This window comes from Enterovirga sp. CN4-39 (assembly GCF_049446235.1).
Lineage (GTDB): Bacteria > Pseudomonadota > Alphaproteobacteria > Rhizobiales > Beijerinckiaceae > Enterovirga.
The window spans coordinates 140,395-167,078 of sequence record NZ_JBMSEF010000004.1 but is presented as its reverse complement, the minus strand read 5'-3'; the positions used below and the strand labels follow the sequence as shown (position 1 = coordinate 167,078).

The 26,684-nt window shown below is 67.7% G+C and carries 25 protein-coding genes; 14 read left to right on the top strand and 11 right to left on the bottom strand.

Going from position 1 to position 26,684, the window contains the following annotated elements:
• Positions 1-16: 16 nt before the first annotated feature.
• Positions 17-1,609, bottom strand: coding sequence for an AMP-binding protein (locus ACO2SS_RS09295; RefSeq protein ID WP_423277354.1), 1,593 nt, complete (start codon positions 1,607-1,609; stop codon positions 17-19).
• A 200-nt stretch (positions 1,610-1,809) separates the two neighbouring features.
• On the opposite strand from ACO2SS_RS09295, the gene ACO2SS_RS09290 reads away from it, so the two are divergent.
• The 5 genes from ACO2SS_RS09290 (at position 1,810) to ACO2SS_RS09270 (ending at position 6,703) form a co-directional block, all read left to right on the top strand.
• Positions 1,810-2,526: a TetR/AcrR family transcriptional regulator gene (locus ACO2SS_RS09290; RefSeq protein ID WP_423277353.1), complete on the top strand. Its 717-nt coding sequence runs from the start codon at positions 1,810-1,812 to the stop codon at positions 2,524-2,526.
• A gap of 82 nt (positions 2,527-2,608) precedes the next feature.
• Positions 2,609-3,841 carry an ABC transporter substrate-binding protein gene (locus ACO2SS_RS09285; RefSeq protein ID WP_423277352.1) on the top strand — a complete coding sequence of 411 codons (1,233 nt, stop codon included), beginning with the start codon at positions 2,609-2,611 and terminating at the stop codon, positions 3,839-3,841.
• 14 nt (positions 3,842-3,855) lie between these two features.
• On the top strand, positions 3,856-5,421 hold the full coding sequence (locus ACO2SS_RS09280) for an AMP-binding protein (protein WP_423277351.1): 1,566 nt from the start codon (positions 3,856-3,858) through the stop codon (positions 5,419-5,421).
• An 8-nt stretch (positions 5,422-5,429) separates the two neighbouring features.
• Complete coding sequence (locus tag ACO2SS_RS09275; protein ID WP_423277350.1) at positions 5,430-6,290, top strand: MaoC/PaaZ C-terminal domain-containing protein; 861 nt, start codon at positions 5,430-5,432, stop codon at positions 6,288-6,290.
• Entirely contained in the window at positions 6,287-6,703 is a 417-nt protein-coding gene (locus tag ACO2SS_RS09270; protein ID WP_423277349.1) for a PaaI family thioesterase, read from the top strand. The genes ACO2SS_RS09275 and ACO2SS_RS09270 overlap by 4 nt, the downstream gene beginning before the upstream one ends.
• On the opposite strand, the gene ACO2SS_RS09265 is transcribed toward ACO2SS_RS09270, so the two are convergent.
• Complete coding sequence (locus tag ACO2SS_RS09265; RefSeq protein ID WP_423277348.1) at positions 6,700-7,428, bottom strand: SDR family oxidoreductase; 729 nt, start codon at positions 7,426-7,428, stop codon at positions 6,700-6,702. The genes ACO2SS_RS09270 and ACO2SS_RS09265 overlap by 4 nt on opposite strands.
• Before the next feature lie 134 nt (positions 7,429-7,562).
• Between ACO2SS_RS09265 and ACO2SS_RS09260 the strand changes: the two genes are divergently transcribed.
• Complete coding sequence (locus ACO2SS_RS09260) at positions 7,563-8,573, top strand: NAD(P)H-quinone oxidoreductase (RefSeq protein ID WP_423277347.1); 1,011 nt, start codon at positions 7,563-7,565, stop codon at positions 8,571-8,573.
• Between the two features lie 7 nt (positions 8,574-8,580).
• Here ACO2SS_RS09260 and ACO2SS_RS09255 read toward each other — a convergent pair whose 3' ends face one another.
• A complete protein-coding gene (locus ACO2SS_RS09255; RefSeq protein ID WP_423277346.1) occupies positions 8,581-9,474 on the bottom strand; it encodes an MBL fold metallo-hydrolase in 894 nt (297 codons plus the stop codon).
• Positions 9,475-9,523: 49 nt separating this feature from the next.
• Here ACO2SS_RS09255 and ACO2SS_RS09250 point away from each other — a divergent pair, with 49 nt between their 5' ends.
• Positions 9,524-10,702 (top strand): iron-containing alcohol dehydrogenase, encoded by a 1,179-nt coding sequence (locus ACO2SS_RS09250; RefSeq protein WP_423277345.1) that lies wholly within the window; start codon positions 9,524-9,526, stop codon positions 10,700-10,702.
• Positions 10,703-10,706: 4 nt separating this feature from the next.
• Here ACO2SS_RS09250 and ACO2SS_RS09245 read toward each other — a convergent pair whose 3' ends face one another.
• The 3 genes from ACO2SS_RS09245 to ACO2SS_RS09235 are packed head-to-tail and all read right to left on the bottom strand — an operon-like array spanning position 10,707 to position 13,673.
• Positions 10,707-11,504, bottom strand: a complete 798-nt coding sequence (locus ACO2SS_RS09245) for an HpcH/HpaI aldolase family protein (protein ID WP_423277344.1) — start codon at positions 11,502-11,504, stop codon at positions 10,707-10,709.
• Positions 11,501-12,625, bottom strand: coding sequence for a CaiB/BaiF CoA transferase family protein (locus tag ACO2SS_RS09240; protein WP_423277343.1), 1,125 nt, complete (start codon positions 12,623-12,625; stop codon positions 11,501-11,503). The genes ACO2SS_RS09245 and ACO2SS_RS09240 overlap by 4 nt, the downstream gene beginning before the upstream one ends.
• 46 nt (positions 12,626-12,671) lie before the next feature.
• Positions 12,672-13,673: a Bug family tripartite tricarboxylate transporter substrate binding protein gene (locus ACO2SS_RS09235; protein WP_423277342.1), complete on the bottom strand. Its 1,002-nt coding sequence runs from the start codon at positions 13,671-13,673 to the stop codon at positions 12,672-12,674.
• A gap of 199 nt (positions 13,674-13,872) precedes the next feature.
• On the opposite strand from ACO2SS_RS09235, the gene ACO2SS_RS09230 reads away from it, so the two are divergent.
• Both ACO2SS_RS09230 and ACO2SS_RS09225 read left to right on the top strand, forming a co-directional pair.
• Positions 13,873-14,925, top strand: a complete 1,053-nt coding sequence (locus ACO2SS_RS09230; RefSeq protein ID WP_423277341.1) for an amidohydrolase family protein — start codon at positions 13,873-13,875, stop codon at positions 14,923-14,925.
• A 34-nt stretch (positions 14,926-14,959) separates the two neighbouring features.
• Positions 14,960-15,691: an SDR family NAD(P)-dependent oxidoreductase gene (locus tag ACO2SS_RS09225; protein ID WP_423277340.1), complete on the top strand. Its 732-nt coding sequence runs from the start codon at positions 14,960-14,962 to the stop codon at positions 15,689-15,691.
• Between the two features lie 13 nt (positions 15,692-15,704).
• Here the strand turns inward: ACO2SS_RS09225 and ACO2SS_RS09220 are convergent, their stop codons facing one another.
• From ACO2SS_RS09220 to ACO2SS_RS09205, 4 genes are read right to left on the bottom strand one after another with little or no spacing between them, the layout of a single operon-like run.
• Complete coding sequence (locus tag ACO2SS_RS09220; RefSeq protein WP_423277339.1) at positions 15,705-16,469, bottom strand: crotonase/enoyl-CoA hydratase family protein; 765 nt, start codon at positions 16,467-16,469, stop codon at positions 15,705-15,707.
• 5 nt (positions 16,470-16,474) lie between these two features.
• On the bottom strand, positions 16,475-17,239 hold the full coding sequence (locus tag ACO2SS_RS09215) for an SDR family NAD(P)-dependent oxidoreductase (RefSeq protein WP_423277338.1): 765 nt from the start codon (positions 17,237-17,239) through the stop codon (positions 16,475-16,477).
• Between the two features lie 11 nt (positions 17,240-17,250).
• Positions 17,251-18,432, bottom strand: a complete 1,182-nt coding sequence (locus ACO2SS_RS09210) for a thiolase family protein (RefSeq protein ID WP_423277337.1) — start codon at positions 18,430-18,432, stop codon at positions 17,251-17,253.
• A 31-nt stretch (positions 18,433-18,463) separates the two neighbouring features.
• On the bottom strand, positions 18,464-19,636 hold the full coding sequence (locus tag ACO2SS_RS09205; RefSeq protein ID WP_423277336.1) for an acyl-CoA dehydrogenase family protein: 1,173 nt from the start codon (positions 19,634-19,636) through the stop codon (positions 18,464-18,466).
• Positions 19,637-19,839: 203 nt separating this feature from the next.
• On the opposite strand from ACO2SS_RS09205, the gene ACO2SS_RS09200 reads away from it, so the two are divergent.
• The 5 genes from ACO2SS_RS09200 (at position 19,840) to ACO2SS_RS09180 (ending at position 25,472) form a co-directional block, all read left to right on the top strand.
• Positions 19,840-20,841, top strand: a complete 1,002-nt coding sequence (locus ACO2SS_RS09200) for an NADPH:quinone oxidoreductase family protein (RefSeq protein ID WP_423277335.1) — start codon at positions 19,840-19,842, stop codon at positions 20,839-20,841.
• Positions 20,842-20,924: 83 nt separating this feature from the next.
• Positions 20,925-21,716 (top strand): enoyl-CoA hydratase/isomerase family protein, encoded by a 792-nt coding sequence (locus tag ACO2SS_RS09195; protein ID WP_423277334.1) that lies wholly within the window; start codon positions 20,925-20,927, stop codon positions 21,714-21,716.
• An 11-nt stretch (positions 21,717-21,727) separates the two neighbouring features.
• Entirely contained in the window at positions 21,728-22,633 is a 906-nt protein-coding gene (locus ACO2SS_RS09190; protein ID WP_423277333.1) for a 3-hydroxyacyl-CoA dehydrogenase, read from the top strand.
• Positions 22,634-22,679: 46 nt separating this feature from the next.
• Positions 22,680-23,900: an ABC transporter substrate-binding protein gene (locus ACO2SS_RS09185; RefSeq protein ID WP_423277332.1), complete on the top strand. Its 1,221-nt coding sequence runs from the start codon at positions 22,680-22,682 to the stop codon at positions 23,898-23,900.
• Between the two features lie 12 nt (positions 23,901-23,912).
• On the top strand, positions 23,913-25,472 hold the full coding sequence (locus tag ACO2SS_RS09180) for an acyl-CoA synthetase (protein ID WP_423277331.1): 1,560 nt from the start codon (positions 23,913-23,915) through the stop codon (positions 25,470-25,472).
• On the opposite strand, the gene ACO2SS_RS09175 is transcribed toward ACO2SS_RS09180, so the two are convergent.
• Positions 25,453-26,613 carry an acyl-CoA dehydrogenase family protein gene (locus ACO2SS_RS09175; protein WP_423277330.1) on the bottom strand — a complete coding sequence of 387 codons (1,161 nt, stop codon included), beginning with the start codon at positions 26,611-26,613 and terminating at the stop codon, positions 25,453-25,455. The genes ACO2SS_RS09180 and ACO2SS_RS09175 overlap by 20 nt on opposite strands.
• Positions 26,614-26,684: the final 71 nt, after the last annotated feature.

Sequence of the window (26,684 nt, the reverse complement as noted above, 5' to 3'; positions counted from 1 at the left end):
GCTCGTCGATTGCGGGTCAAGCTCGCGCGCCCTCACGCGCGGCCTGGGCCGCCAGTTCGGACGCCATCTCCCGCAGCACGTTCCGCTTCACCTTGGTGCCGTTCGGACCATCGGTGACCGGCAGTTCCGGAATCTCGAACAGGTGGACCGGGATCTTGTAGACCGCAAGCTCGCGACGGCAGCGAGCCATGATCGCGTCCGCATCGATGCTGGCGCCCGGCTCCGGCACAAGGAAGGCGACCGGACGCGCGCCCTTCTGGCTCGCGAGCTCGACCACCTGGCATGCCGCCACGCCCGGCTCCTTCTTGACCACTTCCTCGATCTCGACCGGGCTGACGAGGTAGCCGCCGACGCGCAGGATGTCGCCCATGCGGGTCAGGAAGGTGAAGCCGCCATCGGGTTGGCCGATCCCGAGATCGCCCGTCCGCAGGTAGCCGTCTGCCGTGAAAGCCTCGCTCGTGCGCTTCGGGTCATCGAGGTACTCGACCATCATGTTCGGCGACCGGATCTGGATCTCGCCGGCTTCGCCCGTAGCAGCCTCCTGCCCGGTGTCCGGGTTGGCGATGCGCATCGCCGCGTCCGGGCAGACAAGGCTACCGCCGCCCTCGGCGCGCTCCGCGAGCGGTGCATCCGCCGGCCGCGCCGCCACGAAGGCGAGTGTCTCGCTCAACCCATAGAAGCCCCGCATACGCACGCCGCGGCGCTCGGCCTCGGCGGGCAGCGTCGTCAGCCCGGGGGTGAAATTCGCGTGGCCGAACATGCGGAGGCTCGGGAAGGGGCGCTCGCCCTCCACCGCCGCCAGCATCTTGTCCAGCATGTCGTTCGTGCCCATCACGTGCGTCACGCGGTGGTCCTGCACCAGCCGCGAGGCCTCCGCAGGGTCGAACGCATCGACGAGGACGATCGGCACTCCCGCTGCGATGCTGGTCAGGGCGATGGTGAAGCCGAAGCCGCCGCAAAACGGGATCGCCAGCAGCATGGAGCTGCCGAGCTCGAACCCGATGACGCGCGCCGCATCCTCGACGTGGCGCGCGACGCGCTCCTGGATGTGCTTGACGATCTTGGGCAGGCTCGTCGTGCCCGACGTGGACAGGAACAGGCAAGAGTCGCCCGGCTGTCCGGTCAGGGTGGTCTCCCGCGCCGTGGCGAGGTCCTCCAGCATGACATGCCGTGCGCCCGGCACGATCGGCTCCCGATCCGCGGCGCTGCCGCAGCAGAGGACCAACTCGACGGAGGCGAGTTGAGCCGGGTCGGTCTCCCGAACGGCCTGAGCGCAAGCACCCCCGCGCAAGTCCGGCGAGAGGACGATGGCTCGGCTCGCGGTGCGCGAGATGAGGTCGCCGATCTCCTTCGGACCAAGCCGTGGATTCAGGGCAAGGACACCGATCCCGAGGCCCCAGGCCGCGAAGGCGACGGCCAGCCAGTCCGGCGAATTGTTCAGGTACAGCGCCATGCGGTCGCCTCGCCTCAGGCCGGCCTCATGCAATCCGGACGCGATCGCTCGGCTCCGCGACGCCACCGCGCCGTAGCTCACCCGGCCGTCCGGCAGGATCAGTGCAGTGTCGTCCTGGGGCAGCCGCGTCAGGAGCTCGAAGAGCGGGCCCGACATCAGAGATTCACTCCGAGCGACCAACTGAATGCAGGAACGGGTGTCACGGGGTGTCCTCCCGGTTCGCCGCGCCCGGATGGAAGTCGAGGAAGGCGCTTTGCGAAGCCCAAACATTCAATCATGATTGTTTTTTGCTTGTCAATCATCGCCGATGATACAAGGGGGTGTATGTCGCTGCCCTCGGGCAAGGCGGAACGCGAATGCGAGGGGTCATGGGGACGGTGTCGCGGAATTCCGCAAAGGCCAGGGTGTCCGCATCGGACGCGGCTCCGCCCGACGATCGCACGGCCTACACGGCAGTCGGATCCTCACGCCAGCTGCGGCAGGAGAGGGGGGTGGAAACGCGCGAAAAGCTGATCTCGGCCGCGATCGACCTCATGAGCCAGGAGGGTTACGCAAGCTTTTCAACCCTCGGCGTCGCGAAGGCTGCAGGCGTTTCGCGCGGGGCGCTCCAGTATCACTTTGATTCCAGGGAGTCCTTGCTTGTCGCCGTCCGGACGAGGCTGGCGGAGGAGATGCGGGAGAAGATCGCGCCGGACAAGCTGTCGAGCCTGAGCATCTCCGAGCGCGTCGACGCCATGGTGAAGTACTATTGGGACGTGTTTGGCAGCCCTCGCTACGTCGCTGCGCTGGAGATCCGGATATTCGGCCGTTTCAATCCCGAGCTGAGCGCACAGGCAGCCTACGAGCTCGGCTTGATCACCGAAGTGCGCGACAAGAGCTGGCTCGAGATTTTTGCGGATTCGCCCCTCCCCAGGGAGCAACTCGTCGCGTCGCGGCGGTTCATGCTCGACGTCATGAGAGGCTTGGCGGTCCGGCAGATCGAAACGAGGCGGATCGTGTCGGTCGAGCCGGAGCTCGCGCTGTTGCGCCGCATGCTCACGAGCGAGATCAAGCGCAAAAAAAATCAGGCTTGACGGAATTTTTTTAGCCTCGATAGTGGCCGCCAAAGAGCCGTGCGGGCTTTCTCGCACGGCCGCCGCATTTGGGGAGGAAGACATGCTTGATCGCGCAACGCTTCTGCTGGGCGCCGCTGCCATCGCGCTTTTGGCGTCGCATGACGTGGGACGCGCGCAGAGCTCCCCAGCCATGAAGCCCGTCGTCAAGATCGGCGTCCTGACCGACATGACGAGCGTCTTCTCCGATCTTGTGGGGCGTGGCTCGGTGATCGCGACCCAGCTGGCGGTTGAAGATTTCGAGAAGCTGGAAAAGCCGAACTTCAAGGTCGAGGTGATCTCGGCGGATCATTCCAGCAAGGCGGACATCGCCTCCAACACGGCTCGCGCCTGGTTCGACCAGGAGGGCGTCGACGTGATCACCGATGTCGCCGGCGCCGCGGTCACGCTAGCCGTCTCGAAGGTCGGCACGCAGAAGAACCGCATCGTGCTCGCCACCGCTTCGGGGCAGAACAGCCTCTCGAGCGAGGATTGCCAGCCGACGACGCTGCACTGGAGCTACAACACCCGCACTGTCGCGGGCCCGACCGCCGATGCGATCACGCGGGCCGGAGGGAAGAAGTGGTTCTTCCTGACTGCCGACTACGCGGGAGGGCGTTCCCTGGAGGAGGACGCGACCCGCGCGGTGGTGAAAGCTGGCGGGCAGGTGATCGGCTCGGCCAAGCACCCCTTCCCGAACCACGAATTCTCATCGCAGCTGCTCTCCGCGCAGGCTGCTGGCGCCACCGTCGTGGCGCTCGCCAATTCCGGTCCGGACGCGACTACCGCCATCAAGCAGGCGCGGGAATATGGGATCGACAAGACGGCGGTCCTGGCCGGCCTCCTGACCTTCGTCACGGACGTCGATGCAATGGGGCTCGAGGTCGCCAAGGGCATGTACATCACCGAGCCCTTCTACTGGGACACAAATGACGCGACCCGGGCCTGGTCCAAGCGGTTCTTCGAGAAGCACAAGAAGATGCCGACCATGGTTCAGGCTGGCGCCTATTCGGGCGCTCTCCATTACCTCAGGGCGGTGAAGAAGGCTGGCACGACCGAAGCCGATGCCGTTCTGAAGGCGATGCGTGAGATGCCGGTGGACGACATGTTCGCGCCCGGCGCGAAGCTGCGAGAGGATCAGATCCTGATCCACGACATGCAGCTCTACCAGGTCAAGAGCCCTGAAGAATCCAAGTACCCGTGGGACTACTACAAGCATGTCCGCACGGTGCCGGCCGCGGAGGCCTTCGCCCCCTTGTCCGAAAGCAAGTGCTCGCTCGTCAAGAAGAGTAACTGACCCGGCCGGCTGCGATGAACCAGCTTCACAGCGGCGGCACAATCGGCAGCCTGATCATCGATGCGGTCCGCCGCTATGCGGACCGCCCGGCGCTCTCCGATGGTGTGACGAGCTGGACCTACGCCGAGCTCGGCCGCGAGATCGGGCGGATCGTCTCCTTCTACCGCTCGCTCGGACTGGGGCCAGGTTCCGGGGTGGTGATGGTCACAGGCAACCGGGTCGAGGCCTGGGCCGCTCAATGCGCCGCGAACCTGATGGGCGTGCGGCACACGAACCTGCACCCGATGTCGGGGCTCGACGACCACGCCCATGTGGCGGCAGACGCCGAGGCCGACGTCCTGATCGTGGATTCCCGCCGGTTCGCAGCGCGGGCGGCGGAACTGAAGGCGAAGGTGCCTGGCTTGCGGCACGTCCTGTCCTTCGGACCGGCCGAGGGCGCACGCGATCTCCTGGCCGAAGCCGCCCGTCTCGAGCCCGCACCGCTCGAGACGGCTTGTGAGCCGGAGGATCCTCTTCTTCTCGTCTACACGGGCGGCACCACGGGGCGGTCCAAGGGCGTTGTGCTGCCACACCGGTCCATTGCCGCCATGAGCGCGATCCAGGCCGCGGAATGGGAGTGGCCGCGGCCGCTTCGCTATCTCGCGTCGACGCCCATCAGCCATTCGGGCGGCATCAAGATCTACACCGTGATGTCCCTCGGCGGTTACGCGCGGCTGCTCGACGGCTTCGACGCTGAGACCTTCTGCCGGACGGTGGCTGAGGAGCGGATCAGCGCGACCTTCCTCGTGCCGACCGTCATCAGCACGCTGCTCGAGAAGCACGACCTGCGGTCGAAATACGATCTCTCGTCGCTCGACCTCATCATCTACGGTGCGGCCCCGATGTCGCCCGATCGTCTCCGGCTCGCGACGGAGGCGTTTGGCCCTGTCTTCCTGCAGCTCTACGGCCAGTCCGAGGCGCCCGAATGCGTGACGACGCTGCGGCAGGTCGACCACGATCTCGCAAAGCCGGAACGCCTCGGCTCGTGCGGCCGCCCCACGCTGCTGACCGAAGTTCGCCTCTTCGATGCGGAGATGCGCGAGGTCGCAGTCGGCGAGCCGGGCGAGATCTGCGTGCGCGGACCGTTGGTGATGGCGGGCTACTGGAAGCAGCCGACGCTCACGGACGAGGTTTTCCGCGGCGGCTGGCTGCACACGGGCGATGTCGCGCGCAGCGACGAGGATGGCTACCTCTACATCGTCGACCGCACCAAGGACATGATCATCTCAGGCGGGTTCAACATCTACCCGCGCGAGGTTGAGGACGCGCTGATGTCCCACCCCGACGTGGTGCTCGCGGGCGTGGTCGGCATCCCGGACCCGAAATGGGGCGAGGCCGTCAAGGCGTTCTGCGTGCTCCGCGAGAGTGCCGAGGTGGGCGTCGAGGCGTTGCGCGAGCACGTGAAGGCGCGGCGGGGCGGCCCGTGGGCGCCGAAATCCATCGATATCGTGGCAGAGCTGCCGCTGACCGGGCTCGGCAAGCTCGACCGCAAGGCTTTGCGCGCGCCGTACTGGTCGGACCAGTCCCGCTCCGTCGCCTGATACCCGCCATGGCGCTCGACTACGCGGACCTGATGGCTCGCCGCTGCCGCGACCGCGTGACGTGGGGCGAGCGCGACGCGATGCTGTACGCGCTCGGCATCGGGCTCGGGACCGACCCGACCAACGAGCGCGAGCTGCGCTTCGTGACCGAGGAGGACCAGCGCGTCTTTCCAACCTTCGCGGTGGTGCTCGGCTTTGCAGGAGGCCCGCTCTCCAATCTGGAGATCGACCGCCGGTTCCAACTGCACGGCGAGCACGCGATCGAGCTCTTCGGCGCGATCCCGCCGGCAGGCGCGGTCGTCTCGGAGGGGCGGATGCTCGGCGCTTGGGACAAAGGGCCGGGCAAGGGCGCCGTGTTCTGCCAGGAGAAGCTCCTTTACCTCGAGGGGTCGGACAAGCCGCTCGCCCGGATCCTCACGACGGCCTTCGGGCGGGCCGAGGGCGGCTTCGGCGGTCCGCGCGAAGGCCAGCCTCCGCCGCACACCGTGCCGGATCGGCTTCCGGATGCCCGGATCGACATCCCGACGGCCGGCAACCAGGCGCTGATCTACCGTTTCTCAGGCGACTGGAATCCGCTCCACGTTTCGCCGAACTTCGCCCGCAGCATCGGGTTCGAGCGCCCAATCCTGCACGGGCTATGTACCTTCGCGCTGACGGCACGGGCGGTGCTCGCAGCCTTCGCCGAGGGCGAGCCGGCTCGGCTCCATGCCCACCAGGCCCGCTTCTCGGCGCCGGTGTTTCCCGGCGAGACCGTGTCGGTCGATCTGTGGCGAGACGGAGACGTCGTGTCGTTCGAGGCACGCGTGACGGCCCGCAACGCTACTGTGATCCGCAATGGCCGGGCCGTGATCGGCGAGCCGCTCGCATGACGGACACGCTGCATCCGGCGCTGCGCCATCTCCTGTTCGATGTCACGCTGGGTTCCGCGGTGGCCCGCGACCTCGGTATCACGCTGGTCAGCGCGAGCCCTGACGTTACGGTGCTCGCGATGCCGTTCCGGCCCAGGATGCTCACCTTCGGGGACGTCATCCATGGCGGCGTGATCGCGACGCGGATCGACATCGCGGGCGCAGCCGCCTTCGTGGCAGGCGCGGACCCGTCCCTGAAGGGCGGCGCTACGAGCGGGATGACGATCAGCTACCTGGCGCCGGCGCGCAGCGTCGACCTCGTTGCCACGGCGCGCGTCCTCCGCCGCGGCCGCTCGCAAACGGTGAGCGAGATCGAGGTGACGGGCGCAGACCGCCTCGTCGCCAAGGCGATCTGCACCAATAGCGGGTTCTAGATCTTCACCGCGCTGATCGTGAGGCCGCCGTCCACATGCAGGGTCTGGCCGGTCATGAAGCCCGACTGCTCGTGCAGCAGGAAGGCGATGAAATGCGCGAGTTCGGCCGGCTCGGCGACCCGGCGTAGCGGCACGGCATCGAGCAGCGCCTGCGTGCGCGGATGGCCGGGCGGGCTCGCGGTGCGGAACAGCTCGGTCGCGACAGGGCCCGGCGCGATGGCGTTCACCGTGATTCCGTAGGGCGCGAGCTCCAGAGCCCAGGTCCGGCCCATGCCGATGATGCCCGCCTTGGCGGCGCTGTAGGCGGTGCGGTTGATCTTGCCGAGGGCTGCCCGGGAGGACAGGTTCACGATGCGGCCGCCTCTCTGCTCCTTCATGCCCGGGATCACGGCCTGCGTGCAGACGAGCGGCGCGTTGATGTTGAGCGTGATCGAGGCCGCCATGTCCTCGAGCGTCATGTCTTCCAGCGATGTGGTGGGCGACATCGCGGCGTTGTTGACAAGGCCCCAGAACGGCCCCTCGGCCGCCAGTTCCTCGACGAGCGCCTTGGTAGCCGCAAGATCGGCGAGGTCCACCGTGTGGAACTCCTCGCCCGGCTCGAGATCGTTCGGCCGGGTGCGGGCAAGGCCGACTGCCCGGTAGCCGTCCCGGTTCAGCATCGCCAGCGTCGCGCGCCCGATGCCCTTGCTCGCGCCCGTGACGAGGACCTTCTTCTTCTCAGCCATGCGCGTGGTTCCTGGACGTTTCCTGTTCCGCCGAAGAGGTCCCGCGTTCCCGGGCGGGACATGGCGCGGCCGCTTGCATTACGGCCTGCACCCAATAAACATGCAGATATGATTGTTTTATTCGTGTCAAGCCGATGAGAGCCGCGATTCCGGCGACCTGTCTCGCCATCGAGTTCTCCGCTGCCGGCGGTCCGGACGTCGTGCGGCCCGTGCAGCGTCCCGTCGTCCTGCCAGGGCCCGACGAGATCCTGATCCGCGTCGCCGCGGCCGGGCTGAACCGTGGCGACCTTCAGCAGCGCAAAGGGCTTTACCCGCCGCCGCCCGGCACCACCGACATCCCCGGTCTCGAAGTGTCGGGCATCGTCGCTGCCGTGGGGGAGGACGCCTCAGGCTGGGCCATCGGCCAACAGGTCTGCGCGCTCCTGGCCGGCGGCGGCTATGCGGAATACGCGCTCGCGCCGGCCGGCTCGTGCCTGCCGGTTCCGGACGGCATGGAAATCGCCGACGCAGCGGCGCTGCCCGAATGTGTCGCGACGAGCTGGGTGAACCTTGTCGAACACGGACGGCTGGCTGCCGGCGAGAGCGTGCTGATCCATGGCGGCGCGAGCGGCATCGGCACGATCGCCATCCAACTGGTGCGCCACCTCGGTGCCGGCATGGTGCTGGCAACGGCAGGAGACGAAACCCGCTGCGCGCTCTGCCGGACACTGGGTGCCGACGTTGCCATCAACCACCGCGGTGAAGACTTCGTGGACGCTGTGGCGTTGGCGACCGGCGGCCGTGGCGTCGACGTCGTTCTGGACGTGGTCGGCGGCGACTACATCGCCCGCAACGTCGAGGCGCTCGCGCCGCGCGGTCGTCTAGTCAACATCTCCTACATCGCCGGGTCACGCGCGACGCTCGATTTCCGGCCGGTAATGGTGAAGCAGCTCGTCCTGACTGGCTCGACCCTGCGGGCTCGCAGCGTCGCAGAGAAGGCCCGCATCGTCGCGCAGCTGCGCCGTGACGTCTGGCCGGCGGTCGCGGCGGGGCGCATCCGCCCGGTCCTGGATCGCACCTTCCCGCTTGCGGAGGCCGCCGCCGCGCATGCCTACATGGAGCGCGGCGTCCATGCCGGGAAGATCCGGCTCCTGGCGGATGCGTGAGGCGGTCTCAGGCGAGCGGCACGGCCGGCTCGAACGCGTATCCGTCGCCGTCCCGGCGAATGTAGCCGGCATGCGGGTAGCCGAAATGCACCGGCAGGATCAGCGCGCCGCTCTCCGCCCATTCGGCCAGGTAGCGCGCCCGCGTCGCCCGGGCGGTCTCGCCGTCCTCGCAGAAGCAGCTGTTGAGGTGCGGTGCGTAGATCTGGATGGGCTGGTGCAGGACATCGGCCGAGCAGACGAACCGTCGCGGCCCGTCCTCGAAACGGACCACGAACTGATGCGGCTCGTGCCCGGGCGCGGCCGCTACGGTGAGGCCCGGCACGATCGTGTCGCCCGGCTCGATCGTATCGACGAGTCCGGCCTCCACCACCGGCCGGATCGAATCTTCCCACACCGCCACATGCTCGGGCAGGGCAGCCGGCCCGTCACCGCCGGGGAGCCAGCGTGCGAGTCCGGCGCGGCTCATCAGGTAGCGAGCGTTCGGGAACGTCGGGCGCCAGGCGCCATCCTGCCAATGCGTGTTCCAGCCCGCATGATCGACATGCAGGTGCGTCAGGAGAACAATGTCGACGTCCTCGGGCCGCGCGCCCGCCTCGGCGAGCCGCTGCAGGTAGGGTGTGTCGAGGTTGCCGAAGCGCTGGAAGAGGGGCGCTCGCTGGCGGCCGTTCCCCGAGCAGGTATCGACCAGGATCGTCTTGCCGTGCAGGCGGATCAGCCAGGAATGGACGCTGGAGATCACACGCCCGGCGGCCGCGTCGTAGAACGCCTGGTCCTTCAGCAGCGGGACCCGCTCGAACAAGGCCGGATCGAAGCCCGCAAACAGGAAGTCCGGCGGCGCGCCTGGCCCGAGCATTTCCTCGACCCGCGTGATCGTCGCGGGTCCGACCGTGTAGCGCGTCATCGTGAGCCCCTCATGGCGTGTGCCTCCCTGTACTGTTCGGAGATGACCGATGGCGAGTGAGATCGGCTTGACCGCCACCGAGCGCGTGACCCTCGACGAGCCGGCGGCGTCCGCGGTCGCCCGCGAGGCGGAACGGCAGGGCGCGCGGCGCGTGGTGCTGATTGCGAGCCGGCATCTCGCCAAGAACACGGAGGAGATCGCCCACATCGAGGCCGAACTCGGCGACCGCCACGCCGTCACGATCGACGGCATCCGGCCCCATGTGCCGCGCTCGGACGTGATCGCGGCGGCAGACCGGGCGCGCGACGCGGGTGCCGACCTCGTGGTGGCCGTCGGTGGCGGCTCGGTGATCGAGGCCGCTAAGGCGGTGCCGCTTTGCCTCCGGCACGACATCCGCAGCGTCGCCGCCCTCGAGGGCTTCCGGACCCGCGTCGAACCGGACGGTCTGGTCGTGCGCCCCCAATTCGCCGGGCCGGATGTCCGGCTCGTCTGCGTGCCCACCACGCTGTCGGGCGGCGAATGGAGCTTCAGCGCCGGGCTGACGGACGAGGAAACGCGGCGAAAATCCCCCTATGCCCATCGCACGATGGCGCCCGTTCTGATCGTGCTCGATCCGCGGATCACGCTGCACACGCCGGAGTGGCTCTGGCTCTCGACCGGGATCCGGTCGGTCGATCACGCCGCAGAGACACTGGCGTCCGCCCTCTCGAACCCGTTCTGCGATGGCCTCGCGGAGAGCGCGTTGCGGCTCCTCGGGCGCGGCCTTCCTGCCGTGAAGGCGGATCCGGGCAACCTCGCGGCCCGGCTCGAGTGCCAAGTGGGTGCCTGGCAGTCGATGATCCCCGTTTCGGCCGGCGTGCCGATGGGTGCGAGCCACGCGATCGGGCACGTGCTCGGCGCCGACAGCGATGTTCCGCACGGCTACACCTCCTGCGTGATGGCGCCGTTCGTGCAGGCCTGGAACGAGGGTCATTGCGGCGGCCGGCAGGACCGGATCGCAGCGTCACTGGGCGCGCCGGAGCTGACTGCAGCCGCAGCGCTGGACCGGCTGATCTCCGGGCTCGGCCTGCCGCGCAGCCTTGCCGAGGTCGGTGTCACGCGCTCGCGCCTGCCGGCGATCGCCGAGAAGACGATGCACGACCGCTGGGCGCGCACGAACCCCCGGCCGGTTCGGGAGCCGGCCGACGTGCTGGAGATTCTGGAGCGTGCAGGCGCCGCGGAGGGATGACGGCTCAAGCCCGCAGCGCCGCGAGCCGGTCGGCGAGCGCGCGCACCAGCATGCGCCGGTCGCTGCCCGCCACCAGGATGCGGGCGCCCTTCTCGAGCCATTCGGCCTTCTCGCGGGTCATGGAGGCGGGTTCAGCAGAGAACAGCGAGGCGACGACCTCGACGCCGCTGTCGCGGGCCGCCGCCATCACGTCGTCATAGGCCTGCGCCACCTGCGGGTGGCGTGGCTCGCCGGGCCGGCCGATCGCGTGGGCGAGATCGAACGGGCCGAGCATCACGGCCCCGAGCCCGGGCACCGCCGCAATCTCACGCGCGTTGGCCACGCCCTCCGGCGACTCGATCAACACCCAGACCATCGTGTTCGCGTTCGACCAGCGCGCGAAAGCGGGCCAGTCCGTCGTCTGGTGCCAGCTCGCGCGCGTGCCCGGGCATGCGCCCCGCCGGCCGCCATTATCGCCGTCCAGGTACTTCGCGGCAGCCACGACCTGCTCGGCTTCCCCGCGGGTCGACACGTTCGGGACGATCACCCCCATCGCGCCCGCATCGAGAACGCGCGTGATGAAGGTCGGGTCGTGTCCCGGAACACGGATAATCGGGGTCAGCCCGACAGCCTCGGAGGCCCGGATCATCTGCACCGCACCTTCGAGGAAGAAGGATCCGTGCTCGCAATCGATGTAGGTGAAATCGTAGCCGACGGCTCCGATCGCCTCCACCGCCTCAGGGCTGTTCATCTGCGTCGCGACACCGAGCGCCGGACGGCCCTCGGCAAGCGCTTCCAGCACCCGATTCCGGCGGAGCATCATGCGAGCGCCTCCGCGATTTCCTTCTCGCTGAACCCCCATTCGGCGAGGACCTCGCGGCTGTGGTGTCCTATTTCGGGTGGCGGTGACTGGACGCTCCCGGGAGTGCGGCTGAAGCGCGGCGCCGGAGCAGGCTGCACCACGCCGTCGACCTCCACGAAGCTGCCGCGTGCCGCCATGTGGGGGTGGCGCGGCGCCTCCGCGAGGGACAGCACAGGTGCGAAGCAGACATCGGTGCCGTCGAGGATCTCGCACCATTCCGCCCGATCCCGTGTCCTGAAGGCCGACGCGAAGACGTCGCGGAGGCGGCCCCAGTTCTCAGGCGACCTATCCTTCAGCGCCGGATCGTCGAGCCCGAGCTTCTGGAGGAAGAGATCATAGAAGCGTCCCTCGATCGGCCCGACCGCCACCCAGAGGCCGTCCCGTGTCTCGTAGGTGTCGTAGTAGGGCGCGCCGCCGTCCAGAAGATTGGCGCCCCGCCTGTCGGCCCAGAGCCCGGCTTGCAGCATGCCGAAGATCGGCGCGCCGAGTGTCGCGGCACCATCCACCATTGCGGCATCCACGACCTGACCCTTGCCAGATCGTTGCGCCTCGAGCAGGGCGCAGACGACCCCGAAGGCGAGGAACATGGCGCCGCCGCCGTAATCGCCGACCAGGTTGAGCGGCGGATAGGGCTTTCCGGCGGGGCCGACCGCGTTCAGCATCCCGGTCAGGGCGATGTAGTTGATGTCGTGGCCTGCCGCGGCGGCGAGGGGGCCATTCTGTCCCCAGCCGGTGACGCGGCCAAAGACGAGCTTCGGGTTGATCTCGGCAAGACGATCCGGACCGATACCAAGCCGCTCCATCACGCCCGGCCGGAAGCCTTCGATCAGCGCATCCGCCTTCGCGGCCAGCTTCTCCAAGGCCCGGATGCCCGCCGGAGATTTAAGGTCCAAGACCAGCGATCGTCGACCGCGGGCCGACACGTTGGCGGTCCGCGGCATGTCGATGCCGAGATCCGCCTTGCCAGCCCTGTCTACGCGAATGACCTCCGCGCCCATGTCCGACAGCATCATGCCGGCAAAGGGTGCAGGGCCGATCCCGGCCATCTCGATGACCCGGAACCCGGAAAGCGGACCCGTCATTCAGCCTCGTACGCGAAGGATTGGTGGAAAGCGGCTCGGACGAGACCTAGTTCAGCTTGATCCCCATCTTCTCGATGATGGGCGTGAACTTCTTCTCTTCCGCGTCCCGGAAGGCGATGAGCTCTTCCTGTGTCGGCTTCCATGCCGTCGCGCCAAGCTCGGCGTAGCGCTTCTTCAGCGCCGGGTCGTCGAGCGCCTGGTTGGTCCAGGTCGTCAGCGGCTCGACCACCGAGGCGGGCAGCTTGGGTGGGCCGCAGAGGCAGCACCAGGACGTTATGTCGAACCCGGGCACAAACTCGTTCAGCGCTGGCAGATCGGGGAGATTGGGGTCACGCGTCTCGGCCGTGATCCCCAGTCCGATTAGTTCGCCAGACTGGACGAGCGGCAATGCCCCGGGAATGTTGTCGAAATAGAGATGTATCTGGCCGCCCAGCATCGCGGTCACGGCTGGCGCGCCGCCCCGGAACGGCACGTGGTCGATCTCGACCCCCGCGAGCTGCTTGAACATCTCCCCGGCAAGGTGGGTCGTGGTCCCGGCGCCCGAGGAGCCGAAAAAGTACTTGTTGGGGTTCTTCTTCAGCAGCGCGATCAGCTCCGGCATCGTCTTGACCCCGAGAGACTTCGGCACGACCGCGATGTTGGGGAGCTTCCAGAGACCGCCGATGAACGTGAAGTCCTTCGCAGGATCGAACGCCATCTTGGAATAAAGGAGCCGCGGCACCGAGTTCGTGGTGATGGAGCCAAGTCCGACCGTGTACCCGTCGGGCTCCGCCTTCGCGATGCCGTCAGCGCCGATGAGACCGCCACCGCCCAACCGGTTCTCCACGATGAATTGCTGCCCGGCGATCTCGCCGACCTTCTGGCAGTAGATCCGCGCCAGCGTGTCGGTCGCTCCTCCAGCTGACCAGTGCGCGATGAACCTGACCGGCCGGATGGGGTACTTGTCCGCCCGGGCAATCGAAGGTGCTGCGAGCGCGCCGGCCATCAATGCCAGTGCAGTGCGGCGGTTCAGCCGAGCCGTTCCGCCCAGGAAGCGATCGTCTCCCAAGAGTTCCTCCCATTGTTGTCGTGCCCGGCCGATACCTCGGGCCGCAACTTTGCCGCCGCACAGGCCAGCGATCCACCGACTTGTTTGACAAAAAAGCATTCCGGATTGATTGTTGCAACGAATTTCGTGCGCGGGTCGTCGGCTGGCGCGGCTTGCAAGGCGACCGCGAAGCGTTGCTGAGAACGGACAAGGGAGCGAGATGACCAATAGCGCCACTGGAGCGACGCAGCGCGCGATACTGCCCTCGTCTGATCCCGCCTGGCTGGCCAAACGCCAGGAGCCGATCCTGGAGCCCGATCTGCCGATCGTCGATCCGCACCATCACCTGTGGGACGAGCCGCGCGTCCGCTACATGGGCGAGGAGTTCGCAGCCGATCTCGGCGCCGGCCACAACGTGGTGGCGACCGTCTTCGCCGATTGCACGGAGGGCTATCGCAGCTCCGGGCCGGAGAACATGCGTCCGGTTGGAGAGACCGAGACGATGACCCGGATCGGGGAGGAGAGTGACGCCGGCCGCTACGGCGGCAGGACGCGCATCAACGCGGGAATTATCTCATACGCCGACCTGCGCGAGGGGGCAGGGGTGGAGGCGGTGCTCCGGGCCCACATCGAAGCGGGCAAGGGCCGCTTCAAAGGCATCCGCCAGTCCACCTCGTGGGACCCCGATCCGAGCGTTCGTTCGACACTGCGCACGCCGCCGGAGAAGCTGTTGCTCGACCCGACATTGCGGGAGGGCTTCGCCTGCCTCGAGAAGCTGGGTCTCGTCTTCGATTCCTGGGTCTATCACCACCAGCTGTCCGACGTCGCGGACATTGCCGGCGCCTTTCCCGGTACCTCGATCGTGCTCGACCATGTCGGCGGACCACTCGGCATCGGACCTTATGCCGGGAAGCGCGACGAGGTCTTCGCCATCTGGAAGAAGGGCATCCAGGAGGTCGCGCGCCACGAGAACGTGTCGGTCAAGATCGGCGGCCTGGCCATGCGCATCAGCGGCTTCGGTTTCCATGAGCTCGATGTTCCACCCTCTTCGGAGGACCTCGCCAAGGCGTGGCGCCCCTATGTCGAGACGTGCATCGAAGCTTTCGGAACGCGCCGGTGCATGTTCGAAAGCAACTTCCCGGTGGACCAGCTGTCGTGCAGCTACGCGGTGCTGTGGAACGGCTTTAAGCGGACGGCCCAAGGTGCGTCGGCCGAGGAGAAGGCCGACCTCTTCAGCCGTACCGCCGCTCGCGTCTACTCGCTCGAACTTTGACCGCGCCGCATAGCGAAGAAGGGGAGGGGAACTGATGGACGACTGGGCCGTCGTGACTGGAGGAAGCCGCGGTATCGGGCAGGCGGTATGCCGCCTGCTTGCGGACAAGGGCCGGCGCATCATCGTCATGGACCGGATCCGGCCCGAGCACGATCGGGTCGATGAATTCGTGGAGGTCGACTTCGAGCAACCAGAGGCGGCCGCCGCGACGCTGCGGGCCGCGATTGGCGACCGGCGCGTTACCCGTCTCGTCCACAATGCCGGGATATGTGTGCCGGCTTCGCTCCAGAGCCTGACACTCCCCGATGTGCGTCGCGAGATCGAGATCTCGACGACCTCGCCTATCGCACTGGGACAAGTGGTCGTGCCGTCGATGAAGCGTGCCGGGATCGGCCGCATCGTCACGATCGGGAGCCGCGCGGCGCTCGGAAAACAGGAGCGTACGGGCTACTCGGCCGCAAAGGCGGCCATGACCGGCATCGTCCGGACCTGGGCGCTGGAACTCGGCCGGGACGGTATCACGGCGAATGTCGTGGCGCCCGGCGCGACTCGGACCTGGATGCTCCAGGCCCATAACGAGGTCGGCGGCTGGTTCGAGCGCAAGATGAACAGCGGCATCCCGGTCGGCTTCATCGCCGAGCCGGAGGACATCGCCCAGGCCGTCGCGTTCTTCTGCTCGGACGAAGCCCGGTTCGTCACGGGGCAGGTGTTGAACGTTTGCGGTGGCACCTCCGTCAACTTCCTGGAGGCGGACGCGGCAGCGTAAAGCCGCCGCGCGGTCAGCGGCCCGTCCAGACCGGCTCGCGCTTTTCCGCGAAGGCGCGCGCGCCCTCGCGTGCATCGGCGGAGGTCATGACTGGGTCCGTGATCGCCTTCTGCCGCTCGAACATCTCGGCAGACGACCAGTCCTGCGCCTCCACGGCAACCCGCTTCGACATGCGGACCGCCAGCGGCCCATTTCGCGCGATCGAACGCGCGAGTTCCCGCGCGGCCGCGAGCGCTGCTCCGGGCTCCGCGACCCGATTGACCAGCCCGAGCGCTGCGGCACGCTCAGCGGCGACAGGCTCGCCGGTCAGGATCATCTCCATAGCGATGCGCGGCGGGATCTGCCGCGGCAAGCGCAGGAGCCCGCCGGCCGCGGCGGCCAGCCCGCGCTTCACCTCCGGCAGCCCGAACCTGGCCTCGCGCGAGGCCACGATCAGGTCGCAGGCGAGCGCGAGTTCGCAGCCGCCCGCGAGCGCATAGCCTTCGACCGCCGCGATGAGCGGCTTCTCGGGCGGACGCCCGGTCAGGCCGCCGAAGCCCCGGCTCGCGTCGACGCCCAACTGTCCGGCCAGGAAGGCCTTCAAATCCATGCCGGAGCAGAACGTGCCGCCCGCTCCCGTCAGGATGCCGACGCGCAGATCCTCTCGAGTATCGAGCGCGTCCATGGCGGCCGAGATCCCGGCCGCGACCGCATCGTTGATCGCGTTGCGAACCTCGGGACGGTCGATCGTGACGATCGCGATCCCGTCCTCGATCTCAAGGTGGACGACCTCTGCCATAACGATCAGCGCGGCGTCATGCGCAGTGCGCCGTCGAGTCGGATCGTCTCGCCGTTGAGCATCGGGTTCTCGACGATGTGGCTCGCCAGCAGCGCGAATTCGTGCGGCTGGCCAAGGCGCGGCGGGTTCGGCACCGATGCGCCGAGCGCCGCCTTAACCTCAGGCTTCACGCGGGCGAGGATCGGCGTGTCGAACACACCCGGCGCGATGGTGCAGACGCGGATGCCGCGGCTTGCGAGGTCGCGCGCAGCCACGAGGGTCATGCCCACGATGCCAGCCTTCGAGGAGGCGTAGGGGATCTGGCCGATCTGGCCTTCGTACGCGGCGATCGAAGCCGTCATCACCACGACGCCGCGCTCCTCGCCGAGCGGCTCGTTCTTCGCCATGCTGGCTGCCGTGAGCCGCAGGACGTTGAAGCTGCCGATGAGGTTGATGCGGATGATTGCTTCGTACTGCTCCAGCGACCCAGGATTCCCGTCCCGGTCGACGACCCGCACCGGGCCGCCCCGGCCGGCGCAATGGATCACGGCGCGGAGGGGGCCGAACTCCTCGGCGGCCGCCACGGCCCGCGCGACGCTATCCGGGTCGGTCACGTCGGCCGCGGCGAAGCGGGCCGAAGGCCCGAGTTCCCGCGCGACCTCCTCGCCGGGCGAGCCCGGGAGATCGAGGATCACCACCTTCGCGCCAAGCTTCAGCAGGCGCTCGGCCGAAGCGCGACCAAGGCCCGAGGCTCCGCCGGTGACGAGTGCGGTGATGCCGGAAACATCCATGGTGAGTGTCCTCAGAGCCTCTCGATGATTGTGGCGTTCGCCATGCCGCCAGCCTCGCACATGGTCTGGAGACCGTAGCGCCCGCCCGTCTGCTCGAGCGCATGCAGCATCGTGGTCATGAGCCGCGCGCCTGATGCGCCGAGCGGGTGGCCGAGCGCGATCGCGCCGCCGCGTGGATTGAGGCGCTCGGGATCCGCGCCGAGCTCTTTGGCCCAGGCGAGCGGAACCGGAGCGAAGGCCTCGTTGACTTCGTAGTGCCCGATATCGCCGAGCTTCATCCCGCTCTTCTTCAGGATGCGCTGCGTGGCCGGAATCGGGGCCGTGAGCATCAGGAGCGGGTCATCGCCGCAGACGTCGTACGCGACGAAGCGGGCGCGCGGCTTGAGCCCGAGGCGCTTTGCGGCCTCCTCGCTCATGATCAGCAGTACGGCGGCGCCGTCAGTGATTTGCGAGGAGTTTCCGGCCGTGACGTGCCAGCCGATCTCCGGAAAGCGCTCGGCTGCGGCGTCTGTGCGGAACGAAACCTTCAGCTGACCGAGCGCGTCGACGGTGGTTCCCGGCCGGATCGTCTCGTCCGACGACACGTCCCGGCCGTTCACCGAAACCGGCACGATCTCCTGACTGAAGCCGCCCCCCTCACGGGCCCTCGCGGCTAAATCGTGGGAACGAGCGGCGTAGCGGTCGAGGTCCTCGCGGTCGAAACCCCAGCGACTCGCCACGAGTTCGGCCGAGATGCCCTGCGAGACGAGACCCGGTGCGAACCGCTCGTTGACCTTCGGGCCGAATGGATCCTGACCCATGCGCGCGCTGCCCATCGGGATGCGGCTCATCGACTCGATACCGCCCGCGATGACGATGTCGTAGGCGCCTGCCGCGATCCCTTGCGCGGCGAAGTGGATCGCCTGCTGGCTGGAACCGCATTTGCGGTCGATGGTGGTCGAGGGGACATGGGTCGGAAAGCCGGCCGCCAGCAGCGCCATCCGGCCTGGCGTCGCGGATTGCTCGCCGACCTGGCTGACGCATCCGACGATCACATCGTCGACCGTTGTGGGGTCGACCCCGTTGCGCGCGACGATCTCCTTCAGGAGACCGGCCAGGAGCTCCACCGGGTGCACCTCGGACAATGCACCTCCGGCCTTGCCGCGCCCCATGGGCGTGCGGATCGCATCCACGATCACGGCCTGCCTGCTCATCGATTTTCCTCCCAAGGCGAGCGCCCCGCCGTTACGCCCGAGCGCGAAGCATGCTGCGCGCGATCACGACCTTCTGGACTTCAGACGCGCCCTCGTAGATGCGCATCGGCCGCACGTCGCGATAGAGCTGCTCGATCACGCAGCCCTGCGAAACACCCAGCGCCCCGAAGAGTTGGACCGCGCTGTCGATGACGCGGCCTGCCGCCTCGGTGGCGACCAGCTTTGCGAGCGCGGATTCCCGCGACACGCGCCCGCCGACCACATCCGCCGTCCAGGCAGCACGATAGACCATCAAGGCAGCGGTCTCGGTGTCCGCCGTCATGTCGGCGATCTTCGCCTGAACCGATTCCATCTCGGCCATTGTCTTGCCGAAGAGGCGCCGGGTGGTCACGCGTGCGATGGTCTCGTCCAGGGCGCGCCGGGCAGCGCCGACCGCCGCGCCGCCAACGGTCGGGCGGAAGATGTCGAAGGTCGCCATGGCAGCCTTGAAGCCCTCGCCGGCCGGGCCGATGCGGCGCGACCCGGGCACACGGCAGCCCTCGAAGGCGACTGGCCCGATTGGATGAGGTGCGATCATCTCGACCGGGGGCCCGGCCCGGAGGCCGGGCGTGTCGGCATCGAGGATGAAGGCGGAAAGGCCTTTCGCGCCCGGGCCTTCGCCGGTCCGGGCCACGACGACGTAATGGTCCGCGATGCCGGCGCTGGAAATCCAGGCCTTGGCTCCGTCGATGACGTAGTCGTCACCGTCGCGGACAGCCCGGGTGGTGATCGCCGCGACGTCCGAGCCCGTCTCGGGCTCGGTCAGGGCGAGCGCCGCGACATGCGTGCCGCGCCGCGCGCCGTCAAGATAGCGGTCGCGCGCGTCCGTGTCCTGCCAGTTCCAGAGGGCCGCCGTGCCTAGCCCCTGCATCACGAACATCGTGTCGGCGAGGAACGACCGGTAGGTGATTGCCTCCCGCAGGATGCAGATCGAGCGGACGTCCGGCCGCTGGACCCGCCCCTCGACGACATGCGGCACGACATACTCGCCGAAGCCGGCCTCCGAGAGGCTCGACAGGATCGCCCTGCACGTCGCCTCCATCCCGTCGGCATCGGGATGCTGATCGAGCAGCGCCGCATTCGCATCGCACCACGACGCGATCCGCTCCGCGAGACGACGATGCGGCTCGTCGAAGAAGGGAAGCACCGGTAGCTGCCAGGTCATGATCTTCCGTCCATCCCCGCCCCACCAGCACCGGGGCGACGACCTCGGCGACACCCGATCCGGTCCGGCTAGCTGGCGAGGGAGCGTTTCGTCCCGGATGCGCCGGCATGGTTCGTCCGCCGCATTCTCTTGAATCCATCACATATGATTGTTTATTGCGTGTCAATCGGCGCGCGGCCTGCGCGACCTCTGGGGCGGGAAACATGCGCGCGCTGATCTGCACGGCGTTCGGAGACGAGCCTTCGCTTGAGCTCGCCGATGTGCCGGCGCCCAAGCCTGGGCCGAACGAGGTCCTGGTGCGCGTCGAGGCGGTCGGCGTCGGCTTCTTCGATACCGTGCTGCTGGCCGGGCGCTACCAGGAGAAGCCTGACCTTCCCATGATCCCGGGGCGGGAATTCTGCGGCATCGTCGAGGCAGGCGGTCGGGACATCGATCCCGCGCTCGTCGGCAGGCGCGTCGCGGGAACGGCTTTCGGCGGCTGCCTTGCCGAATTCGCCCTTGCGAAAAGGGGCCACTTCGCAGTCCTGCCGGAAGGCACGCCTTCCACGACCGGCGCAGCCTTCCTGTCGTCCTACGCGACCGCTCTCTACAGCCTGGAGAGCTGCGGGCACGTGCGCCCGGGAGAGGTCGTCCTCGTCCTCGGGGCGGCCGGCACGGTCGGGGAGGCCTCCATCGATGTCGCCAAGGCGCTTGGCGCCACCGTGGTTGCTGCCGCTTCCACCGAAGAAAAGCGGGCGCATTGCCTGAGGCGCGGCGCCGACAATGTGATCGACTACACCCGCCCGGATTGGCGTAGGGCGCTGACCGCGGCTGTCGGTCGTCCGGTGAACATTGTCGTCGATCCCGTCGGTGGCAGCCTGTCCGAGACCGCCTTCCGGTCGCTGGGGCCCGGTGGCCGCTTCCTCGTGGTCGGCTTCGCGGATGGCGAGATCGGCCGCATTCCGCTGAACCTGCCGCTGCTGAAGCGGGCCAGCATCGTCGGGGTCGATTGGGGTGGCTTCATGCAGGCCGAACCCGAGGCCAACGAGCGCCTGCTGGCCCGCCTCGTCGGGCTCCTCGCCGACGGGCTCATCCGGCCGTCGCCGACGTCGACCCGGGCGCTCTCCGAGTTCCCGGACGTGCTCGCGGAACTGCGCCGGCGGGCCAGCATCGGCAAGCCTGTGATCGTGCTGGAAGGGGCCTTTTCCAAAAACAATCTTCAGTGAAGAATTTTCTTGCGAGGCTCTGGACGCGGTCCTAGCTTGGCCCGGCCGCTGGCCGCACGAGGCCAGCAGGGAGGACAAGACGCGTGGCAACGCAGGACCCGGCCCTGTTGATCGAACGCGCGGGCGCCGTGGCGTTGCTGACGCTGAACCGCCCCGATTCGCTGAACGCCATCAACAACGAGATCCGCCGGGCATTGCCCGAGGCGCTCGCCTCGTTCGAGCACGATCCTGCGATCCGCGCTGTCGTGCTGCGGGGAGCGGGGCCCCGCGGCTTCTGTGCCGGAGCGGACATCAAGGAATTCCGGGCCGACGAGACTGTGACGCAGGCCCGCCACCGCATGGCGCACGGCGCCTATGTCGAGTCGCTGGAGCGCTTCTCGAAGCCCGTCATCGCAGCGATCCACGGCATCTGCTTCGGCGGCGGCCTCGAGATCGCGCTGGCCTGTGATCTGCGGTTTGCGTCCGCGGACGCCAAGCTGGCGCTGCCGGAGGTCAATCTCGGCCTCATCCCCGGGGCCGGCGGCACGCAGCGTCTTCCAAGGCTGGTCGGCCTCGGGCAGGCACTCGACATGATGCTGACCGGCGAGCGGATCGATGCCGCCGAGGCGCATCGGATCGGTCTGGTATCGCGCGTCTTTCCGGATGCGGACACGCTCTTCGCGGAGGCGATGCGCATCGCGGAGGTGATCGCGTCGAAGCCGCCAGTCGCCGCGAGCTACGTCAAGGAGGCGGCGCGTTCCGGGGCGTCGATGAGCCTGGGCGCTGCCCTGCAACACGAACGCGACCTCTTCGCCCTCCTGCTCTCGACGGAGGACCGCGTCGAGGCCGCCAAGGCTTTCAAGGAAAAGCGCGCGCCGAACTTCACCGGCCGCTGAGGAGAAGCGCAATGGCGCAGGGTACGCAGCCGCGGCGGGTCGTGGTGGTCGGGGCCGGATTGATGGGGACCGGCATCGCCCATGCCTTCGCGACGACCGGGCATCGTACGGTCCTGATGGATGTTCGATCCCAGGCGGCCGAGAAGGCAGCCGAGAACATTCATGGCATCGTGCAGGAGGGTATTCGCCTCGGCAAGCTCGACGCCGAAAAGGCCGGCGCCGTGCGCGAGCTTCTCTCCACGACGACTGATCTGGAGAAGGTCGCAGCCGACGCCGAGCTTCTGGTCGAGACCGCATCGGAAGACCTCGCGATCAAGGCCGACATCGTGCGGCGGGTCGATCCGATCTTGCCGCGCGATGCGATCCTGGCCACCAACACCTCGGCCCTCAGCATCACGGAGATCGCGGCCTTCACGGCCGATCCCGGCCGGGTGATCGGGATGCATTTCTTCAACCCCGTGCACAAGATGAAGCTGGTCGAGATCGTCCGGGGGATCGAGACGTCGGCCGCCACCATCGCCGGCATGCAGGCCTGGTGCGAGGCGATCGGCAAGACCTCCATCCTGGTCAACGAAACGCCCGGCCTGACGACGAGCCGGATGTCCGCAATGGCCGGCAACGAGGCCATGTGGATGCTGCTGGAAGGCACCGCGACGGCCGAGGACATCGATACGGCCATGCGGCTCGGCTTCAACCACCCGATGGGCCCCCTCGAACTCGGGGACCTCACGGGATGGGACACGCGGCTGGCGGTGCTGAACTACCTGCACAAAACGCTTGGCGAGAAGTTCCGGCCCTGCCCGCTGATCACCAAGATGGTCAAAGCGGGCCGCCTCGGGCGCAAGGTCGGCCGCGGCGTCTACGAATATCGCGACGGCAAGAAGGTGCCGGAATCGGGACTGCGCAACGTGATCTGAGCGGGACGAGAAGCCCGCCGGACAAGTCACAATGGGAGGAATGCCGATGGGTGGGTTGAGGTTGGGTACACTGGCCTTGAGCTTGGCGCTCGGCTGGGCCGGCGGAGCCGCGGCGCAGATCTCCGACAATGTCGTGCGGATCGCCGTGATGAACGACCAGTCCGGCCAGTACTCCGACCCGGCGGGACTTGGGTCGGTATCGGCCGCGCAGGTCGCGATCGACGAGTTCGGCGGCAAGGTGGCTGGCGCACGGATCGAACTCGTGCCGATCGATCACCAGAACAAGGCCGACATCGCCGCGACGCAGGCCCGCCAGCTCTATGACGAGCGCGGCTTCGACGTGATTGCTGATCTCGCCAATTCCGCGGTGTCGCTGGCCGTGCAGGAGATCGGTCGCGAGCGCGGGAAGGTCGTGCTCCATGTCGGCTCGGCGCATGCCGACCTCTACGGCAAGGCGTGCTCGCCGGTCGGCGCGCTGTGGATATACGACACCTATGCGCTCGCACAGGGCCTGACCCGGGCGGTGTTCCAGGATGGCGGCAAGACCTGGTACTTCGTGACGGCCGACTACGCTTTCGGCAAGGCCATCCAGGAGGAGGTCGGCAAGATTCTGGCCTCGCTCGGCGGCGCGATCATCGGGTCGGTGCTCCATCCCGTCTCGACGCCGGACTTCAGTTCATACCTCCTCCAGGCCCAGGCCTCGAAGGCCAAGATCGTTGCGCTCGCCAATGCCGGGCAGGACACGCCCAACGCGATCAAGCAGGCGAGCGAATTCGGCATCACGAAGGCCGGCCAGAAACTCGCGGTTCTGATCTTCTATCTCACCTCGGTAAAGGCAGTCGGCGCGGAGGCCGCCCAGGGCCTGCAATACCTGACGGCCTATTACTGGGACCATGACGAGGCGAGCCGCGCCTTCGCCAAGAAGTACGCGGCGCTCCAGAACGGCCGCATGCCCACACAGAACCAGGCCGGCGTCTACAGTGCCGTGCGCCACTACCTCAAGGCGGTCGAGGCCGCGAAGACCGACAAGGGCCTCGACGTGATGCGCAAGATGAAGGAGCTTCCGGTCGACGATTTCATCGGGCGGGGCGCCAGGATCAGGCCGGACGGTCGGTTGCAGAACGACATGATGCTGGCCGAGGTGAAGGCGCCTAAGGACGTCAAATCCGAGTGGGACCTGCTGAGCATCCGTCAGACAGTTAAGGGAGCCGAACTGGTGCGCCCGATCGCGGAGGGCGGCTGCAAGCATCTGGACCCGGCTCAGTAGGCGGCTGCGGCAATGCCGCACCCATCGCAACACGTCGCGACACATCCCGACAAGATCGCGTACCGCATCGCGGACGGCGACGAGACGCTGACCTACCGCGAACTCGACGACGCATCGAACCAGGCTGCGCAGCTCTTCCGGTCACTCGGCATTGGGATCGGCGATCACATCGCCATCCTGATGGAAAACCGGCTGGAACTGTTCGTCCTATGCTGGGGAGCGCAGCGGGCCGGCCTCTATTGCACGCCGATCAGCACGCATCTGCGGCCCGGAGAAGTCTCGTATGTCGTCGGCAATTGCGGCGCCAAGCTTCTCGTCGTCGGCAGCGGTCAGGCAGACATGGCGGGCGCGATCCTCCCCGACCTGCCGGAAAGCCTGCACCGTCTCGCGGTTGGTGGCGACATCCCCGGTTTCGGCTCCTACGAGGAGGCCGCGAACGCGATGCCGCCGCGGCCGATTGCGGACGAGCGCGCCGGCTACATCATGAACTACTCGTCCGGCACGACCGGGCGGCCGAAGGGGATAAAGCCGGTCTTCCGAGACGTGCCCATCGACACGGTCGGGGAACTGCAGCTGGCGCTCTGCCGTGACGTGAGCGGCCTTGGCTCCGATGCCATCTATCTCTCGCCGGCTCCGCTCTATCACGCCGCGCCGCTGCTGTTCTCCATGATGACCGTGGCGCTCGGAGGCACGGTCGTGATCGAGCGCCGCTTCGACGCCGAGAGCTTCCTCCGGCACGTCGAGCAATACGGCATCACGCATTCGCAACTCGTGCCGACGATGTTCGTGCGGATGCTGAAACTGCCGGCGGAGACACGAGCCCGCTACAACCTCGCGAGCCTGCGCATCGCGGTCCATGCCGCCGCGCCATGCCCCATCCAGGTCAAGCGCGACATGATCTCCTGGTGGGGCCCGATCCTCGTCGAATACTATGGTGCGACGGAGGCTTATGGCTTCACGATGGTCGACAGCCCAGCCTGGCTCGCCCATCCCGGCACGGTCGGCCGCGCGGTCGTGGGAAAGCTGCGCATCGTCGGGGAGGATGGGGTGGTGCAACCGCCGGGCGAGATCGGCACGGTCTATTTCGAAGACGGGCCACGCTTCTCCTACCACGAGGAACCGGAGAAGACGGCTGCCGCGTACAATGCGCAAGGCTGGGCCACGGTCGGCGATGTCGGCTATGTCGATGCGGAAGGATTCCTCTACCTCACCGATCGGAAAGCCTATGTCATCAACAGCGGCGGCGTGAACGTCTATCCGCAGGCCTGCGAAGACCTACTGGCGAGCCATCCGAAGGTCCTGGATGCCGCCGTGTTCGGCGTTCCGGACGAAGACATGGGCGAGGTGGTCAAGGCCGTCGTTCAGCCGCTGCCGGGCATCGATGCGGGCGAGGCGCTCGGACGAGAGCTGATCGCCCATTGCCGGGCCGAACTCGCCTCGATCGCCTGCCCGCGCAGCATCGACTTCACGGATGAACTGCCTCGGACACCCACCGGCAAGCTCAACAAGCGCCTGCTGCGGGACCGCTACTGGCCGCAGCCGGCGACTGGCCCTACAGCGAGCGCGCGATGATCAGCTTCATGATCTCGCTTGTTCCGCCATAGATGCGGGCGACGCGCGCGTCCTTGTACATCTCCGCGATCGGGTACTCGGTCATGTAACCGTAGCCGCCATGCAGCTGCAGGCACTCGTCGACGATCTTGCCCTGTGCTTCGCTGACCCAGAGCTTGGCCATCGAGGCCGTTGCGGCATCGAGGCGGCCCTGCAGCAACAGGCCGACGCAGTGGTCGACGAAGACGCGTGCGACGGTCGCGCTGGTCTTGCACTCCGCAAGCTTGAACTGAGTGTTCTGGAACTCGATCAGGCGTCGGCCGAACGCTGTCCGCTCCTTCGCGTAGCCGATCGTGGTCTCGAGTGCGGCCTCGATCATGGCGAGCGACTGGAGGGCGATGACCATGCGTTCCTGCGGCAGCTTCTCCATCAGCATGCGGAAGCCGGTCCCCTCCTGGCCTCCGAGCAGGTTCTCCGCCGGCACGATGACGTCGTCGAAGAACAGCTCGGTCGTGTCCCGTCCCTCCTGGCCCAGCTTGTCGAGCAGTGCGCCGCGCCGAAAGCCCGGGCTGCTCGCCTCGACGAGGAATAGCGACACGCCCTTCGCCCCCGCGGACGCGTCCGTCTTCGCTGCCACGATGACGAGGTCGGCATGGAGTCCGTTCGAGATGAAGGTCTTCTGACCGTTGATCCGATATCGATCCCCATCCCGCGTGGCGGTGGTCCGGATGGCCTGGAGGTCCGATCCGGCGGACGGCTCCGTCATCGCGACCGCCAGCACGGTCTCTCCCCTCACGACGCTCGGTAGCCACCGCCGCCGCTGAGCCTCGCTCGCGTAGCTCACCAGATACGGCGCAACGACGGCGTTGTGCAGCGGGAGGGCAAAACTCCCCGCATGCTTGATGCCCAACTGGCGGATGAGCACAGCCTCATGCCGGAAGTCCCCGCCGTGACCGCCGAATTCCGCCGGGACCGACACGCCGAGCAGGCCCGCCTCGCCGGCAGCGAGCCAAAGGTCCCGGTCGACGCAGCCGTTCTCTCGCCAGCTGCGCCGTTGCGCCGGTGCTGCATGCTTGTCGAGAAAGCGCGCAACCGTGTTCTCGAAGAGGGCAAGTTCCTCATCCAGCATGTAGGTAGGCTTCTCGACGTCGAGGCCGGGCATTGTCGCTCCCCGTTCAGCGCCCAACGAGGGTCGAGCCCGTTGACGCGTTCAGATCGTATGCCAGTATACGA